This window comes from Halopseudomonas sp. (assembly GCF_041579695.1).
GTDB lineage: Bacteria > Pseudomonadota > Gammaproteobacteria > Pseudomonadales > Pseudomonadaceae > Halopseudomonas.
Window position 1 is genome coordinate 1 of the sequence record NZ_JBFGFI010000067.1, and the last position, 16,798, is coordinate 16,798.

16 protein-coding genes are annotated in these 16,798 nt (G+C 60.0%); 12 read left to right on the forward strand and 4 right to left on the reverse strand.

Annotated features, from left to right (window positions below; genetic code table 11):
- Together ABYA88_RS12090 and ABYA88_RS12095 are read right to left on the reverse strand one after the other, a co-directional pair.
- Nucleotides 1-453 (reverse strand): NDP-sugar synthase (locus tag ABYA88_RS12090; protein WP_373187573.1); only part of this gene is annotated, 453 nt, incomplete at its 3' end.
- The gene (locus tag ABYA88_RS12095) at nt 450-1,466 is read right to left on the reverse strand and encodes an aminoglycoside phosphotransferase family protein (protein WP_373187575.1); all 1,017 of its coding nucleotides are present in this window, start codon (nt 1,464-1,466) and stop codon (nt 450-452) included. The genes ABYA88_RS12095 and ABYA88_RS12090, both read right to left, overlap by 4 nt.
- Nucleotides 1,467-1,617: 151 nt before the next feature.
- Here ABYA88_RS12095 and ABYA88_RS12100 point away from each other — a divergent pair, with 151 nt between their 5' ends.
- The 11 genes from ABYA88_RS12100 (at nt 1,618) to ABYA88_RS12150 (ending at nt 15,320) form a co-directional block, all read left to right on the forward strand.
- Nucleotides 1,618-4,284 carry an LPS-assembly protein LptD gene (locus ABYA88_RS12100; protein WP_373187576.1) on the forward strand — a complete coding sequence of 889 codons (2,667 nt, stop codon included), beginning with the start codon at nt 1,618-1,620 and terminating at the stop codon, nt 4,282-4,284.
- Nucleotides 4,274-5,560, forward strand: coding sequence for a peptidylprolyl isomerase (locus ABYA88_RS12105; RefSeq protein WP_373187578.1), 1,287 nt, complete (start codon nt 4,274-4,276; stop codon nt 5,558-5,560). Before ABYA88_RS12100 ends, ABYA88_RS12105 begins: the two co-directional genes overlap by 11 nt.
- Nucleotides 5,560-6,552 carry a 4-hydroxythreonine-4-phosphate dehydrogenase PdxA gene (gene pdxA / locus ABYA88_RS12110; RefSeq protein ID WP_373187579.1) on the forward strand — a complete coding sequence of 331 codons (993 nt, stop codon included), beginning with the start codon at nt 5,560-5,562 and terminating at the stop codon, nt 6,550-6,552. Before ABYA88_RS12105 ends, pdxA begins: the two co-directional genes overlap by 1 nt.
- Nucleotides 6,549-7,364, forward strand: coding sequence for a 16S rRNA (adenine(1518)-N(6)/adenine(1519)-N(6))-dimethyltransferase RsmA (rsmA, locus tag ABYA88_RS12115; protein WP_373187580.1), 816 nt, complete (start codon nt 6,549-6,551; stop codon nt 7,362-7,364). The genes pdxA and rsmA overlap by 4 nt, the downstream gene beginning before the upstream one ends.
- A complete protein-coding gene (gene apaG / locus ABYA88_RS12120; protein WP_373187582.1) occupies nt 7,361-7,744 on the forward strand; it encodes a Co2+/Mg2+ efflux protein ApaG in 384 nt (127 codons plus the stop codon). Before rsmA ends, apaG begins: the two co-directional genes overlap by 4 nt.
- 39 nt (nt 7,745-7,783) lie before the next feature.
- Nucleotides 7,784-8,593, forward strand: coding sequence for a symmetrical bis(5'-nucleosyl)-tetraphosphatase (locus ABYA88_RS12125; protein WP_373187583.1), 810 nt, complete (start codon nt 7,784-7,786; stop codon nt 8,591-8,593).
- Nucleotides 8,594-8,596: 3 nt separating this feature from the next.
- The gene (glpE, locus tag ABYA88_RS12130; RefSeq protein WP_373187584.1) at nt 8,597-8,929 is read left to right on the forward strand and encodes a thiosulfate sulfurtransferase GlpE; all 333 of its coding nucleotides are present in this window, start codon (nt 8,597-8,599) and stop codon (nt 8,927-8,929) included.
- 306 nt (nt 8,930-9,235) lie between these two features.
- Nucleotides 9,236-11,158 (forward strand): PrkA family serine protein kinase, encoded by a 1,923-nt coding sequence (locus tag ABYA88_RS12135; RefSeq protein WP_373187586.1) that lies wholly within the window; start codon nt 9,236-9,238, stop codon nt 11,156-11,158.
- A gap of 18 nt (nt 11,159-11,176) precedes the next feature.
- Nucleotides 11,177-12,448: a YeaH/YhbH family protein gene (locus ABYA88_RS12140; RefSeq protein ID WP_373187587.1), complete on the forward strand. Its 1,272-nt coding sequence runs from the start codon at nt 11,177-11,179 to the stop codon at nt 12,446-12,448.
- Nucleotides 12,445-13,998, forward strand: coding sequence for a SpoVR family protein (locus ABYA88_RS12145; RefSeq protein WP_373187588.1), 1,554 nt, complete (start codon nt 12,445-12,447; stop codon nt 13,996-13,998). The genes ABYA88_RS12140 and ABYA88_RS12145 overlap by 4 nt, the downstream gene beginning before the upstream one ends.
- A 134-nt stretch (nt 13,999-14,132) precedes the next feature.
- Complete coding sequence (locus ABYA88_RS12150) at nt 14,133-15,320, forward strand: multifunctional CCA addition/repair protein (protein ID WP_373187590.1); 1,188 nt, start codon at nt 14,133-14,135, stop codon at nt 15,318-15,320.
- Between the two features lie 55 nt (nt 15,321-15,375).
- Here the strand turns inward: ABYA88_RS12150 and folK are convergent, their stop codons facing one another.
- Together folK and folB are read right to left on the reverse strand one after the other, a co-directional pair.
- The gene (gene folK / locus ABYA88_RS12155) at nt 15,376-15,924 is read right to left on the reverse strand and encodes a 2-amino-4-hydroxy-6-hydroxymethyldihydropteridine diphosphokinase (RefSeq protein ID WP_373187591.1); all 549 of its coding nucleotides are present in this window, start codon (nt 15,922-15,924) and stop codon (nt 15,376-15,378) included.
- Nucleotides 15,921-16,283 carry a dihydroneopterin aldolase gene (gene folB, locus ABYA88_RS12160; protein WP_373187592.1) on the reverse strand — a complete coding sequence of 121 codons (363 nt, stop codon included), beginning with the start codon at nt 16,281-16,283 and terminating at the stop codon, nt 15,921-15,923. Before folB ends, folK begins: the two co-directional genes overlap by 4 nt.
- A 49-nt stretch (nt 16,284-16,332) precedes the next feature.
- Here folB and ABYA88_RS12165 point away from each other — a divergent pair.
- Nucleotides 16,333-16,798, forward strand: a 466-nt coding sequence (locus ABYA88_RS12165) for a glycerol-3-phosphate acyltransferase (protein WP_373187593.1), incomplete at its 3' end; no start/stop codon positions are given.

Genomic DNA, 16,798 nt, shown 5'->3' on the forward strand with positions numbered 1-16,798 from the left:
CGGATTGACGACATGGCCATCATGCAGGCTGAAATCGCCGATCTGCTTGTGGGCCGGATTGTCCACCAGTACCAGATGCGCAAGCTTGCCGGCCGGCAGATCCAGGCGGGCGAAATCGAAATCGGTCCAGATGTCACCATTCACCAGAACGAAAGGTTCGGTGCCGAGCAGTGGCAGCGCACGCTGGATGCCTCCTCCGGTTTCCAGCGGCTCGTCCTCGGCCGACCATTGTATACAGGCACCCAATGCACCACCGTCACCCAGCGCAGCCACCAACTTCTCGCCCAGCCAGGCATGATTGATCACCAGGTCGGTCAGCCCGGCCCGGATCAGCGCCTGCAGATGCCAGTGAATAAGTGGCTTGCCGGCGACCTGGATCAACGGTTTCGGCGTATGCAGCGTCAATGGCCGCATGCGCTCGCCTTTGCCTGCTGCCAGGATCATTGCCTTCACGGCGCCAGCTCCAGGCTGTCGAGTAACCGCTGCAGCGGAGCCAGCCGCACATCACGCTCGCACGCCTCATGCAGATAGGTAACGAAACGTGGCGCGTCGGCAAGATAATGCGGTTTGCCATCGCGGTGACAAATCCGGGCGAAGATGCCCAGCACCTTGAGGTGTCGCTGCACGCCCATCAGCCGTGATTGATCGAGAAATGTCTCGAAGGCGTCCGGCACACCTATACCCGCATCCCACGCCCGCTGCCAGTAGGTTTCCAGCCAGGCTTCACGACGCGCCAGCGGCAGACTGAAAAAAGCGTCGGCAAACAGGGATGTCACGTCGTAGCTGACTGGGCCATAAAGCGCATCCTGGAAATCCAGTACACCGGGATCGCCCGGCGCGGTCATCAGGTTGCGTGGCATGTAATCGCGGTGCACGAACACTCTGTTTTCAGCCAGGATACTGTCAAGCAGCAACCCGCAGAGGGCATTCCAGTCTGCAAGCTCGCCGGAGGTCAACTCGCGGCCCTTTTCCCGGGCGACGTACCAGTCCGGAAACAACTGCAACTCCCGGCGCAGGACTGCCTCGTCATATTCGGGAAGAACACCGGGACGGCTGCCGGCTTGCCAGCGCACCAGGCTGTTTATCGCCGCGTCGTACATGCGATCCAGTTCTGCTTCCTCGATCCCGGCCTGAATCGTCTGCAGATAGGTGCTTGTACCCATGTCTTCAAGCAACAGAAAGCCCTGGTCCAGATCGCTGGCAAAGATTTTCGGCGTGCGCACCCCTGCCTCGGCAAGCAGCTCAGCCACCTGAACGAACGGGCGGGAGTCTTCCTGCTGCGGCGGCGCATCCATCACGATCAGGCTGCGTTCGCCATCCTGCCAGCGGAAATACCTGCGAAAACTGGCATCGGCACTCGCTGGCTGCAGCGTCCCTTCACCCACCTCACCCCAGCCCTGCGACTGATATGCCTGACCCAATACCGGAGGCAACCAGGCCTCTAGCAACACCCATCTTGAATCCATCATTCCATCCTGTGCCGACCGACGCTGGCTCTGGCGTCATACAATGCTTTATTATCCCTCATCTTGCTGGCTACACGCAGCATGCATATTGCATTCACCACGCACAAGCCGTCGCGCGCTACAACCGACTGGAAGCCCGGATAACTACAATATGGCCAACCGAACTCCTCCGTTTCGTCCCGCTTTCCCGCTATTGCTGGTCAGTGGCCTGCTGGTCGTCCAGCCCTTGTCCAGTCTGGCAGACACCCAGGTAGATTGTCGCCCCAGCGCCGATGGAGCGGGCTGGAGCTGCGAGCCTGTAGCGGCACCGGCCAATCTGCCACCGCGTCCAGCGAGGCCTGCGGCGTTAGCACCTGCACCGCAGGCTGAACCCCAGCCCGAACGCCGCGAAGAATCAGTCACACAAAGCGCCCCTGCAGCACAGATGCGCTCGCCCTCATTTCCAGCGAACGAAATGGACTGGGTACCGCGCGAGCAGCTCAGCGAAGAGCAGCGCGCGCAGATCGCCCCCTATTGTGGGGGCACCTACGTAGAGCCCGCACGCGAAGGGCGCGACGATGCAACCCCGTTCGACCAACTGCCAATTTATGCCACCGCCGACACCAGCCGCTTCGAGCAGGGCAGCCAGACCGGCACGCTAGAAGGGGACGTATTGCTCAGCCAGGGCCGCCTGCAAGCCCAATCCAACGTCGCCAGTTTCGACCAGCCCAACAACCAGATATTGCTTGACGGCGACGTGCGCCTGCGTGACCAGGGCGTGCTCGTCACCGGCCAAAGCGCCAGCATGCAAATCGATAGCGGCGAAGCCCGGATTGAACAGGTCAGTTACGTCGTGCATGACGCCCATGCCCGCGGCACAGCAACCAAACTGATGCGCCGCGACGACGCGGTCATTGTGCTCACTGACGGCACCTACACCACTTGCGAGCCAGGCGAGAATACCTGGGCTCTGCACAGCGATGACATCGAGCTGGACCGGGAGAAGGGCTGGGGTGAAGCTAGGCATGTGACCCTGCGGGTCAAGGATGTGCCGGTTTTCTATACCCCCTACCTGTATTTCCCACTGGATGATCGCAGGCAGACCGGCCTGCTGGCTCCCAGCGTCAGCAATTCCACCGATAACGGCACGGAGCTGGTCACACCCTACTATTTCAATCTGGCGCCGAATTACGACGCCACGCTGTATCCGCGGCTGATGTCACGCCGTGGCCTGCAGATGGAAGGCGACTTCCGCTACATGCGCCCCGACCAGTTGACCGTGCTCAGTGCCAGCTTCCTGGACGACCGCGAATACGATGAGAACCGATGGCTCTACGGTATCGATCACCAGGGCGGCCTGGCCAGCCGGATCGTAACCGAAGTCGACTACACCAATATAAGCGACCCGTACTACTTTCAGGACCTGAACAGCTCGCTGGATACCCGCAGCGGCACCTATGTCAATCAGCGCGCGGCTGTTACCTACCGAGGCGACAGCTGGAGCCTGCGCGGCACACTGCATGCCTATGAGCTGGCCACCATTGCGTCGCTCACGCCCTACCAGCGGCTGCCCCAACTGCAGCTAACCGGCAGCAGTTACCTGGCCGGCTCCGGCTTCAAGGTCGACTATCGCGCCGAATACAGTTACTTCGATCGTGATCTGGAAAGCGGCACCATCACTGGCGAGGACGGCCTGATCTTTGCCGAGCCGGACGAGAATCTGGTGGGTCTGCAGCGCGCGACAGGACATCGGATCAGCGTCAGCCCCGCTGTAAGCTATCCCTGGCGCAATAGCTGGGCCTTTGTTACTCCTGGCGCCCGTATCCAGTCGGTGTATTACGACCTGGATTTCGATGCCCGGACAGCCGATCCGTTCGACTACGCCGCCGCCGATACCAACCCGTCCAGTACCATTCCGGTTGCCAGCCTGGATGCGGGCCTATATTTCGACCGCGATACCAGCTGGTTCGGCAACAGTCTGCGCCAGACACTCGAGCCGCGGGCGTTCTACCTGTACGCACCGCACAAGGACCAGAGCGATCAGCCGCTGTTCGATACCAACGAAAACACCTTCAGCTACAACTCGCTGTTCCGGGATGATCGCTTCAGTGGCAATGACCGTACCGGCGATGCAAATCAGCTGGCCATCGGTGTCACCAGCCGTGCGCTGGAAACCAACGGCCTGGAACGCGCTAGGGCAAGCCTGGGCCAGGTCTTTTATTTCGCCGACCGTCGTGTTCAACTACTCGACAATCAGGGCAAGTCAGCGCAGGACGAGACCGAATCTTCGTCCGCCTACGCCGCGGAGGCGATGTATCGCATCAACCAGGCCTGGCGCGTACGCGGCAACGTACTCTGGGATCCGAACAACAGCAGCAATGGCGCAGGCAGCCTGATCGCGAACTATCAGCCCGGAGCCGGCAAGATATTCAACGCCGGTTACCGTTACCGCAATCGAATCAATACCTTTGACTCCCTCACCGGTAACTTCCTGAGCGATAGGGACCAGCGAGTCGATCAGTCCGACCTGTCATTTATGTGGCCACTGCACCCGCAATGGAGTGTGATCGGCCGCTGGCAGCACGACTTCGCCGGCGACAGAACCCTGGAGGCCTTTGGTGGTCTTGAATACGACAGCTGTTGCTGGAAGCTGCGATTCATCAACCGCTACTGGCTCGATTACAACGAACGCGAGTCCGTTGCCAATGACACCGGTAATACCGGCATATTCCTGCAGATCGTGCTCAAGGGTCTGGGCAGCGTCACAGGCAACCGTGTTGAAAGTCTTCTCGATGAAGGCATACCTGGTTACAGAGAGCGTGATAACAATGGTTTCTAAGCTACATTCAGCAATTGTGGGCCTGTGCGCCAGCCTCGTACTTGGCGGCGCCCACGCTCAGGTGGTACCCCTCGATCGCGTGGCTGCGATCGTCGACAATGACGTGGTGATGGCCAGTCAGGTGACCGAACGTATGGCCGCCGTTCGCGACCAGCTTCAGGAGCAGGGCTCCCAGTTACCGCCGGAAGAGATACTGCGCAAGCAGGTTATCGATCGTCTGGTACTGGAAAGCATCCAGCTGCAGATGGGCGAGCGTGCAGGCATCCGCATTGATGACGCCAGCCTCAATCAGACCATGCAGCAACTGGCCGAGCGTAACGGCGTCAGCCTTGAGGAATTTCGCGCCGCATTGGCGCGAGATGGTATCAGCTACGACCAGGCGCGAGACCAGATCCGCCGCGAGATGATCATCAACCGTGTGCGCCAGCGCCGGGTGGCCGAACGCATTCAGATCAGCGATCAGGAAGTGCGCAATTTCCTCAACTCCGAAGCTGGCCGAATGCAGACCGCTCCGGAATACCGCCTGGCAATGATCGTGCTGCAGGTGCCCGAAGGCGCAGGTCAGCAGGAAGTACTTAGCATTGCCGAGACGGCCAACGAGATTTATCAGGAATTACGCGAGGGCGCTGATTTCGGCACTCTCGCTGTCAGCCGCGCCACCGGCGATACTGCAATGGAAGGTGGTGAGCTGGGCTGGCGCAAGACCAGCGAAATCCCGGGCCCGTTTGCTGACGCGATATCGTCGCTGGAAACCGGTGAAGTCACGCCGCCGATCCGATCGCCAATGGGCTTTCACATCCTGCAGGTTCAGGACAAACGCGGCACCAGCGAGCAGCTGGTCGAGGAATACAACGTTCGCCACATCCTGGTGAAGCCGAGTGAAATCCGCAGTCCTGAAGAAACTGCGAAGCTGTCTCAGCGGTTGTATGAGCGCATCCAGGCAGGTGAATCCTTTGCCACACTGGCTCGCGGATTCTCCGAGGACCCGGGTTCGGCGCTCAATGGCGGTTCACTGGACTGGGTGATGCCCGAAACCATGGTGGCCGAGTTCCGCGAGGTGATGACCAGCATCGAACCCGGTCGGGTTTCGCGTCCGTTCGAATCGCAGTTCGGCTGGCATATCCTTCAGGTCGAAGGCAAGCGCAGCGTCGACATGACCGAGGAGATGCGCAAGCAGCAGGCGGTCAATCTTTTGCAGAACCGCCGCTACGAGTCGGAGCTGCAGACCTGGCTGATGGAAATCCGCGACGAAGCCTACGTCGAGATACTCATCTAGTGAGCTGTCGAGCTATCGCGCTGACCCCGGGAGAACCTGCCGGCATCGGACCCGATCTTTGTCTGATGCTGGCCATGCAAGCCTGTGTGCATGAGCGCGTGGTTATAGCCGATCCGGACCTGCTGGGCACCCGGGCACACATGCTGGGACTGAATATCGAGCTCATACCCTACGACCCGCTCGCGCTGCCCCGCCCACAGGCAGCAGGACAGCTCAGCGTGATGCCAGTGCAGCTGGCGGAAATCTGCCACCCAGGTATTCTCAATCCGGCCAATGCCGGCTATGTGCTACGAACCTTGGAGCTGGCCGGACGCGGGTGCCTCGAGGGCCGGTTTTCCGCTGTGGTCACCGCTCCGGTACACAAGGGTGTGATCAACGATGCGGGCGTTGCGTTTTCCGGCCATACCGAGTTCTTTGCCGAGCAGACCGGCAGTGCGCAGGTGGTGATGATGCTCGCTTGCCCCGGCCTGCGGGTAGCCCTCGCGACTACCCACCTGCCGCTGCGCGCAGTAGCCGACGCCATCGACCAGCCTTTGCTCGAACGGGTACTACAGATCCTGCACAGCGACCTGCAAAACAAGTTCGGCATTGCCGCACCGCGGATACTGGTATGCGGGCTCAACCCGCACGCCGGGGAAGGCGGCCATATGGGCCGCGAAGAAATAGACGTGATCATTCCCGTCCTGGAGCGTTTACGCGCTCAGGGCATGCACCTGGAAGGCCCCTTGCCAGCAGATACTCTCTTTACTCCCAAACACCTTTCCGGCGCCGATGCGGTACTGGCGATGTATCACGACCAGGGCCTGCCCGTGCTCAAGCACATGGGCTTTGGCCAGGCGGTGAATATCACGCTGGGCATGCCGATCATTCGTACCTCTGTCGATCACGGGACCGCCCTGGACCTTGCCGGCAGCGGCAACGCCGATCCGGGCAGCCTGAAAGTCGCCCTCGATACCGCCATTGCGATGATTGAAGCGGGAGAGGCAGCATGAACGATTTTGCTCCCCATCGCGCCCGCAAGCGCTTTGGTCAGAACTTCCTGCACGACCCGGGCGTGATCAATAATATTCTCCGTGCCGTTGCGCCCCGCGAGGGGCAGCATCTGGTCGAGATCGGGCCAGGACAGGGCGCTATCACCCAGGGTTTGCTGGAAAGCGGTGCACAGCTGGATGTAGTTGAGCTCGACAATGATCTGCATCCACTGCTGCTGGCGCGCTTTGGCGCCAACCCGCAATTCCAACTGCACAAAGGCGACGCGCTGAAGTTCGACTTCAGCCAACTGGCCCAGGCTGGCGAAAAGCTCCGCGTGGTCGGCAACCTGCCCTACAATATCTCCACGCCCCTGATGTTTCACCTGCTCAAGCAGGCCGACCACATCGCCGACATGCACTTCATGCTGCAGAAAGAAGTGGTCCAGCGCCTGGCGGCAGGCGCCGGCATGAACCACTACGGCCGCCTGGGTATTATGGTGCAGTACCACTGTCGCGTAGAGCATCTGTTCGACGTGGGTCCCGGCGCGTTCAAGCCGGCGCCCAAGGTCGACTCCGCGATCGTCCGGCTGACGCCACATGCGCAACTGCCGCATCCGGCGGATGATCCGGCGATGCTCGAACTGGTCGTGCGCGAGGCCTTCAACCAGCGTCGCAAGACCCTGCGCAACACGCTCAAGCCCTTGCTCAGCGAGGACAGCATTGCCGCGGAGGGTCTAGATCCGACCCTGCGCCCCGAGCAGATAGACCTGGCCGGCTTTGTCCGGCTGGCCAACCGTCTGACACGCCAGGCCGCCGAGGAAACCCGCGCATGAGCAACTCCCCCGTCTACACCATCGCAATCGCCGTGGACACCCGTTACCTGCGCGAGCAGTCGGACCCTGACGCCGGACGTTATGCTTTCGCCTACACTGTCAATATCCGCAACAGCGGTGAGGTTCCAGCACAGCTGCTGGACCGGCACTGGAAAATCATTGATGGCAACGGCAAGGTGCAGGAGGTCAAAGGCCCGGGTGTAATCGGCGAACAGCCGTTGATCGAGCCGGGCGCCACCTATACCTACACCAGCGGTTGCCTGCTGGAAACGCCCGTCGGGACAATGGAAGGCAGCTACGGCATGCGCGCCACCGACGGTCACAGCTTCCAGGCACCCATTGCGCTATTCCGTCTGGCCAAGCCCAACGCTCTGAACTGAGCCCTGAACTGAAAATACCCGCGCACACAGGTTTGGTAGATGACAACGTACGCTGTTGGCGACCTCCAGGGTTGCCTGGAACCGCTGAAAACCCTGCTTGAAAGAGTTGATTTCAACCCGTCGCGCGACACCCTGTGGTCGGTCGGCGACCTGGTCAATCGCGGGCCCGACTCACTCGGGACTCTGCGTTTCCTCGACGGCCTGGGCGGATCCTGCGTCGCCGTGCTGGGCAATCATGACCTGCACCTGCTCGCGGCCGCTCAGGACGCCACCCGTTTGCGCAAGTCCGACACCCTGCTTTCAATTCTCAAGGCGGATGACCGAGCCCTGTTGCTCGACAGCCTGCGCCAGCGCCCACTGGCGCACTTCGATGCCACGCGTGGAATCTTCATGAGCCACGCCGGCATACCGCCGGTCTGGACCGTTGCCCAGGCGCTGGTTCATGCGGCGGAGGTCGAGTCAGTACTGCGCTCGGATCAAGCCAAAGATTTTCTCGCGCAGATGTACGGCAACCAGCCCAGCCGCTGGTCGGACTCGCTGAAGGGCATCGAGCGTCTGCGCAGCATTACCAATTACCTGACGCGGATGCGCTTCTGCAAGGCCGATGGCACGCTGGACATGAAATCCAAGGATGGCCAGGGTACAGCGCCCGCGGGGTTCGCGCCGTGGTTCACTTACCCTCGCAAGGAGCCTGACATTCAGGTGGTCTTCGGCCACTGGGCTGCCCTGGAAGGCAAGAGCGATACGGCCGGTGTGCACGCCCTCGATAGTGGCTGCGTGTGGGGTAATCACATGACCCTGATGAATCTGGATAGCGGTGAACGCCACCAGTGCGAATGCGGAGACTGACCAATGAGCCAATTCGAACGTATCGGGCCTGAGCCGGCCCTGCAGTTGCTGGAACAGGGCGCCGCGGTGGTGGACATCCGCGATCCGCAGAGCTTCGCTGGCGGTCATATTACCGGCGCCCAGCACCTGGACAATGGCAGCCTGCCGGACTTTGTTGCTGCAGCTGACCGCGAGCAACCGCTGATCGTCTGCTGTTACCACGGCAACTCCAGCCAACCAGCAGCCTCCTATTTTGCCGAACTCGGCTTCGCCCGCGTATTCAGCCTGGACGGCGGCTACGAGCTCTGGCGACAGCAATTTCCGGAAAAAACGGCCCGCCCTGCCCCACACGCCTGATATTTCGTGGGCGTTAAAATTTTTTCCAATAAGTCGGTGCCAGTGCCGAACAAACCAACTATTCTGTGACCAAGGCAATCATTAACTGAAAGCCGGTCTGCCGGCTTCCGCCAAAACGGGAGCCTGCCGGATCACTTCTGGCAACCACCTCGCCAGCTAGCCGATTCGACAGACTCCCCGACCATGCCTGCTGCGTTGGTGTTGGGGGATTCATGCATCACTTTAAACCGTCGCCCTTTACTGGCCGTCAGGCTGGCTACCGTCCGGAAGCCACAGACCTCATTCGAGCACTTGCGAGGTCGAGTCATGAGCATATTCAGCCATTTCCAGAACCGCTTTGAAACCACCCGGCAGGAGGAATATTCCCTGCAGGAGTACCTCGACCTGTGCAAGTCAGACCCACTGACCTATGCCACAGCGTCGGAGCGACTGCTGAAAGCGATTGGCGAGCCCGAATTGATCGACACCTCACTCGACCCGCGTCTGTCGCGCATCTTCTCCAACAAGATCATCAAGCGCTATCCGGCGTTTGCCGACTTTCATGGCATGGAGGACGCGATCGAGCATATCGTTTCGTTCTTCCGTCACGCCGCCCAGGGCCTGGAAGAGCGTAAGCAGATCCTCTACCTATTGGGCCCGGTGGGTGGCGGCAAGTCCTCCCTGGCAGAAAAGCTCAAGGCGCTGATGCAACAGGTGCCCTTCTACGCCATCAAGGGCTCCCCGGTATTCGAGTCTCCGCTCGGCCTGTTCAGCCCCGAAGAGGACGGCGCGATTCTGGAAGAGGATTACGGTATCCCGCGCCGTTACGTGAACAGCATCATGTCACCCTGGGCAGTCAAACGATTGCACGAGTTCAACGGCGACATCAGCCAGTTCCGGGTGGTCAAGCTGTACCCCTCGATCCTGCAGCAGGTGGCAATCGCCAAGACCGAACCGGGTGACGAGAACAACCAGGACATCTCCGCGCTGGTCGGCAAGGTGGATATTCGCAAGCTCGAGGAGTTTCCGCAGAACGATCCAGACGCCTACAGCTATTCCGGCGCGCTATGTCGCGCCAACCAGGGCCTGATGGAATTCGTCGAGATGTTCAAGGCACCGATCAAGGTGCTGCACCCGCTGCTGACCGCGACCCAGGAGGGCAATTACAACAGCACCGAGGGGCTGGGTGCGATCCCGTTCAACGGCGTGATTCTCGCCCACTCCAACGAGTCGGAATGGCACACCTTCCGTAACAACAAGAACAACGAGGCGTTCATCGACCGGATCTATATCGTCAAGGTGCCCTACTGCCTGCGCGTCAGTGACGAGATCCAGATCTACCAGAAGCTGCTGACCACCAGCTCGCTGGCCCATGCCCACTGCGCGCCTGACACGCTGAAGATGCTCGCACAGTTCACCGTGCTCTCACGACTCAAGGAGCCGGAGAATTCCAACGTCTACTCCAAGATGCGCGTTTATGACGGCGAGAATCTCAAGGACACCGACCCCAAGGCCAAGTCAATCCAGGAGTATCGCGACAATGCTGGCGTGGACGAAGGCATGAATGGGCTCTCGACGCGCTTTGCTTTCAAGATTCTGTCCCGCGTATTCAACTATGACAACACCGAGGTGGCAGCCAACCCGGTGCACCTGCTCTATGTTCTGGAGCAGCAGATTGAACAGGAGCAATTCCCGAATGAAACCAGCGAACGCTATCTGCGGTTCATCAAGGAATACCTGGCTCCGCGCTATGTAGACTTCATCGGCAAGGAGATCCAGACCGCTTATCTGGAGTCCTACAGCGAATACGGGCAGAACATCTTCGATCGCTACGTGATGTATGCCGACTTCTGGATTCAGGACCAGGAGTATCGCGACCCCGATACCGGCGAAATTCTCAACCGCGTTGCGCTCAACGAAGAGCTGGAAAAAATCGAGAAGCCGGCCGGCATCAGCAACCCCAAGGACTTCCGCAACGAGATCGTCAACTTCATGCTCCGCGCTCGCGCCCAGAACAATGGCCGCAACCCCTCATGGCTGTCATACGAGAAGCTGCGCATGGTGATCGAAAAGAAGATGTTCTCGAATACAGAGGATTTGCTTCCGGTCATCAGCTTCAACGCCAAGGCCTCCAAGGAAGACCAGAAGAAACACGGGGACTTCGTCAGCCGCATGGTCGAGCGGGGCTATACCGAGAAGCAGGTGCGCCTGCTGTCGGAATGGTACCTGCGTGTGCGCAAAGCGCAGTAACAGCAGCTGGAGAGGCCCATGAGCTATGTGATTGACCGACGCCTGAACGGCAAGAACAAGAGCACGGTGAACCGTCAGCGGTTCCTGCGCCGCTACAAGACCAATATCAAGAAAGCGGTCGAGGAAGCGGTTGGGCGGCGGTCGATCACCGACCTTGAGCATGGCGAACAGATCAGTATTCCCGGTCGCGATATCGACGAACCGATCTTTCATCATGGCCGCGGTGGGCGTAATACCGGCGTGCACCCCGGCAACCGGGACTTCAGCACCGGCGATCGCATTCCACGTCCGGAAGGAGGGGGAGGCGGTGGCGGCGGCAGCCAGGCTGGCGACAGTGGTGAGGGCATGGATGAGTTTGTGTTCCAGATCACCCAGGAAGAATTTCTCGAATTCATGTTCGAGGACCTGGCATTGCCCAATCTGGTCAAGCGTCACCTGGTCGGCACCGATACTTTCAAGTCGGTACGGGCGGGCATCAGCAGCCAGGGCAACCCCTCGCGGATCAACATCGTGCGCTCAATGCGGTCGGCCCACGCACGGCGTATCGCATTGAGCGGCGGGAGCCGGTCACGTTTGCGCGAAGCAATCCTGGAACTGGATCTACTCAAACAGGACCAACCGGATAATTACTCTGACAAGCGCCTGCTGGAAGACGAGATCAAGCAGCTACGCCAACGCATTGATCGCATCCCGTTCCTGGATACGTTCGATCTGCGCTACAACCTGATTTCCCAGCAGCCCAGCCCCAGCTCCAAGGCGGTGATGTTCTGCCTGATGGACGTCTCCGGCTCAATGACCCAGGCCACCAAGGATCTGGCCAAGCGCTTCTATATCCTGTTGTACCTGTTTTTAAAGCGTAACTACGAACGCATCGAGGTGGTCTTCATCCGCCACCACACCAGCGCCAAGGAGGTAGACGAAGAGGAATTTTTCTACTCACGCGAGACCGGCGGCACCATTGTCTCCAGCGCGCTTCGTCTGATGCAGGAGATCGTCGAGCAGCGTTATGCGCCGAATGAGTGGAATATCTACTGCGCCCAGGCGTCAGACGGCGACAACTGGAATGACGACTCGCCGATCTGCCGCGAGCTGCTGATCCGCAAGATCATGCCATCCATGCAGTATTACTGTTATGTCGAGATTACCCCGCGCGAGCACCAGGCACTCTGGTACGAATACGAACAGGTCGCCGAGCATTTTTCCGACAGCTTCGCCCAGCAGCAGATCGTGGATGCCAATGACATTTATCCGGTGTTCCGCAAACTCTTTCAGAAAAGGATGGCCACATGACCCGGCAATTCATTTCCACCGGCTCGGAATGGACCTTCGAACTGATCCGCGAGTACGACCGGGAAATCGGCCGCATCGCTCGCGAGGTATACGGGCTGGACACCTATCCGAATCAGATCGAGGTGATCACCGCCGAGCAGATGATGGATGCTTATGCCTCGGTCGGCATGCCCCTGGGCTATCACCACTGGTCCTACGGCAAGCATTTCCTGCATACCGAAAAGAACTACAAGCGCGGCCAGATGGGCCTGGCCTACGAGATCGTGATCAATTCCGATCCGTGCATCGCCTATCTGATGGAAGAAAACACCATGACCATGCAGGCGCTGGTCATCGCCCACGCCTGCTACGGTCATAACTCGTTCTTCAAGGGCAACTACCTGTTTCGCAGCTGGACCGACGCCAGCGCTATCATCGACTATCTGGTTTTTGCACGGCACTACATCAACGAGTGTGAAGAACGCCACGGCATTGATGCGGTAGAAGACATCCTCGATTCCTGCCACGCCCTGATGAACTACGGCGTCGACCGCTACAAGCGGCCCTACCCCATTTCCGCCGAGGAAGAGCGCCAACGCCAGCAGGAGCGCGAGGAGCACCTGCAGCGTCAGGTCAACGATCTGTGGCGCACCATACCGGTGTCCCCCGAGGCGCAGCAGCGTCACCAGGAAGAACCGCGCTACCCGAGCGAGCCCCAGGAAAACCTGCTGTATTTCATTGAAAAGAATGCGCCACTGCTGGAGCCATGGCAGCGCGAGATCGTGCGTATCGTGCGCAAGGTGGCGCAGTACTTCTACCCGCAGCGTCAGACCCAGGTGATGAACGAGGGCTGGGCGACCTTCTGGCATTACACCCTGCTCAACCATATGTACGACGAGGGCAAGGTCAATGAAGGTTTCATCATGGAGTTTCTGCAATCGCACACCAGTGTGATCTATCAGCCGCCCTTCGATAGCCAGTGGTACAGCGGCATCAATCCCTATACGCTGGGTTTCGCGATGATGACTGACATCCGGCGGATCTGCGAAAATCCGACCGAAGAGGACCGCCGCTGGTTCCCCGACATTGCCGGCAGTGATTGGCTGGAAACGCTCAAGTTCGCCATGCGCACCTTCAAGGACGAGAGCTTCATCCTGCAGTTTCTCTCGCCCAAGGTGATTCGCGATCTCAAGCTGTTCGCGATCATTGATGACGAGCGTGACGACCATCTGGAGATTGCCGCCATCCACGACGACAGCGGTTACCGCGCGGTGCGCCAGCATCTGGCAGCGCAATATAATCTGGGTAACCGCGAACCGAATATCCAGGTATGGTCGGTCGATCGCCGCGGCGACCGGTCCTTGACCCTGCGCCACCAGCGCCACGACGGCAAACCTCTGGGCGAGACTACCGGTGAAATGCTCCGTCACCTGCACCGCCTATGGGGTTTCGACATCCATCTGTACAGCCTTGAGGATGACGAGCTGGCAGACGAATTACACGTTCCGCCGCGGAGCGACAGCATGGACGACCGGCTACCGCGCTTCGATCTCAACATTCCGCCTATCTAAAACAAGCAGTAGCTGTTCGAGAGATGCCGATGATTTGGTTTTTGACTTGAAACCAGGGGTTTTGCTTGCAGCTTGCAGCTCGAAGCTTGAAGCTTGCGGTTTCCTGCTTGCCGTTGCCGAGGACACGAGGCCCGATGTCATCAACATATAAAACCTATCTGGTCGGCGGTGCGGTGCGCGACCGACTCCTCGGTTATCCCTTCGATGAACGTGACTGGGTGGTGGTTGGCGCCACACCGGAAATCATGCAGCAGGAGGGCTTCAGGCCAGTGGGTCAGGACTTTCCAGTTTTCCTGCACCCGCAAAGTGGTGAGGAATACGCGCTCGCGCGTACCGAGCGCAAGAGCGGCAGGGGCTACGGCGGTTTTACCTTCCACACCAGTCCGGATGTCACCCTGGAGCAGGACCTCGAACGTCGCGACCTGACCATCAATGCGATGGCCATGGATGATGAGGGGAATCTGATCGACCCCTACGGCGGCCAAGAGGACCTGGACAAGGGGCTGCTGCGACACGTCTCGCCGTCCTTCGCGGAAGATCCCCTGCGCGTGCTACGCGTTGCCCGTTTTGCCGCCCGTTACGCCCACCTGGGCTTTCAGATTGCTCCCGACACCCTGGAGTTGATGCGCAAACTGACCGAATCCGGTGAACTGGAACATCTGACCGCAGAGCGTAGCTGGAAAGAAATCAGCCGTGCATTACTCGAAGCCAGCCCACACGTATTCATTCTGACGCTACGCGAATGCGGCGCACTGGCGGTACTGCTACCCGAAGTCGACCAACTCTTTGGCTACGCCCCAGTCGTACCGGACCACGACTATGCGGATGTGGGCAGCCACCTGCTACTTGTATTGCAGGTAGCTGCTCGCCAGGACCTGCCGTTGAGTGCGCGCTGGGCATGTCTGCTGCTTCATACTGACAAGGGTGAGGCAAAAAAGGCCAGCCAGCGCTGCAAGGTGCCACGCGATTGCCAGGAACTCGCCGTACTCTCTACTGAATACCATGGACTCTGCCAGTATCCTCCAGCGCTCGACCCGGACACCCTGTTAAAGATATTCAAGGCGTTCGACATCTACCGACGGCCGGAGCGCTTCGAGCTTTTCCTGAAGGTATGCGAAGCCGATTTCCGCGGCGGCGACGGACTGGAGCACAAACCGTACCCCCCGGTGGATTACCTGCGCGCAGCCGCGCAGGCTGCCCGCAACGTCAGTGTCGAATCGCTGCTGGCACAAGGGCTCGAAGGAGCCGAACTGGGCAAAGGACTGGAGCGCGAGCGGGAAAAGGCAGTGGCTGACTTCAGGGTGCTATGGGCAGCCAGCTAAATAAAGTCGATGCCACAACCGATGGGGGCGGCGGCCCCGCCCCGAAAGGGCTTGATCAGCCGCCGACGCGGGAGCGCAACGCCGCAGCCTCAAGCAGCGCCCCCGAGGTCAGAGCCTGGCCCTGCCACGCAAAGGGCACCGGCCACAACTGTTGATCGCCCTGCCAGCTGTCCCAGAGCTCGGCATAGCTCTGATCACTCCCCGGCAGCACCGCATTGGGCGCCAGCAACGCCAGCGGCCAGAGCACGAATGCGTTACGCACCACTTCCGGACGCGGCAACGTCTGGCCCGCGCGCACTCCCGTAAGATCTCCGAAACTGAGAATATCGATATCCAGCGTGATCCGGCCAGGCGAAGGTGAGTCACGACGACCACAGGCAGCTTCGATCGCCTTCAACGCGGCATTCAGATCAGACAGTGACAGATGGGTCTCGGCGCCGACAACCATATTGTAGAAACGCCGACCCAGTACACCCACTGCATCACTTTCGAACACCGGCGACAAATCCAGCGACCCCAGCAATTGCTGCAGCGCCTCCAGGCCGCGATTCAAGTGCTGATCGCGATCACTATTGCTGCCGATACCGAGAAAAATAGCTGTCATGCCGGCTTTACTCCCCGCTCGATCAACACGCCGACTCCGCCCGATGCCTCACTGACGGCGCCGGGCTTGGTCACCCGCAGGCGCAACCAGGGCACCGAGAACTCGTGCATGATCAACGCCGCCACATGCTCGGCCAGCGCCTCCACCAGCAAGAACTGGCTTGCCGCCACGAAATCAAGCACCCGCTGACTCACCGCAGCGTAGTCCAGCGTTGCACCGAGGTCATCCCCGGCAGCGGCGACACGTATGTCCCAGCCCATCTCGAGATCAAGCACCAGCGGCTGGAGAATCGTGCGTTCCCAGTCATAGACGCCGATTACGGCCTCTACCGCCAGCCCCTTGATGAATACCTGATCCACACACCACTCCACTGTCGACTACAATCGGGTTTTGATCACGGCGAAGGCCATGCCCATCGAATTCATACTATTACTGTGCACTGCTTACTTGCTCGGGTCGATATCCTTCGCAGTAGTACTCAGCAAAACCGGCAAGCTGCCTGACCCACGCAGCTTCGGCTCGGGCAATCCTGGCGCAAGTAACATGCTGCGCAGCGGGAGCCGGTCCCTTGCGCTGGCGACCCTGCTTGGCGATCTGGGCAAGGGCGCGCTGGCGGTCTGGCTGGCCTGCCTCTGGAATCCAGGTCCTGCAGCTTTGGGCTGGGTTGGCCTGGCCGCGGTGTGCGGGCATATATTGCCGATCTTCCATCGCCTGCAGGGCGGCAAGGGTGTAGCCACTGCAGCAGGGGTGCTCTTGGTGCTTTCATGGCCCGCCGCACTGGTTGCTACCCTGCTCTGGCTAGCAGTCTTTGCCTGGCGACGCATTGCCTCACTCGCGTCGCTGGCAGCCTGCGCCGGCCTGCTGCCCTGGCTAG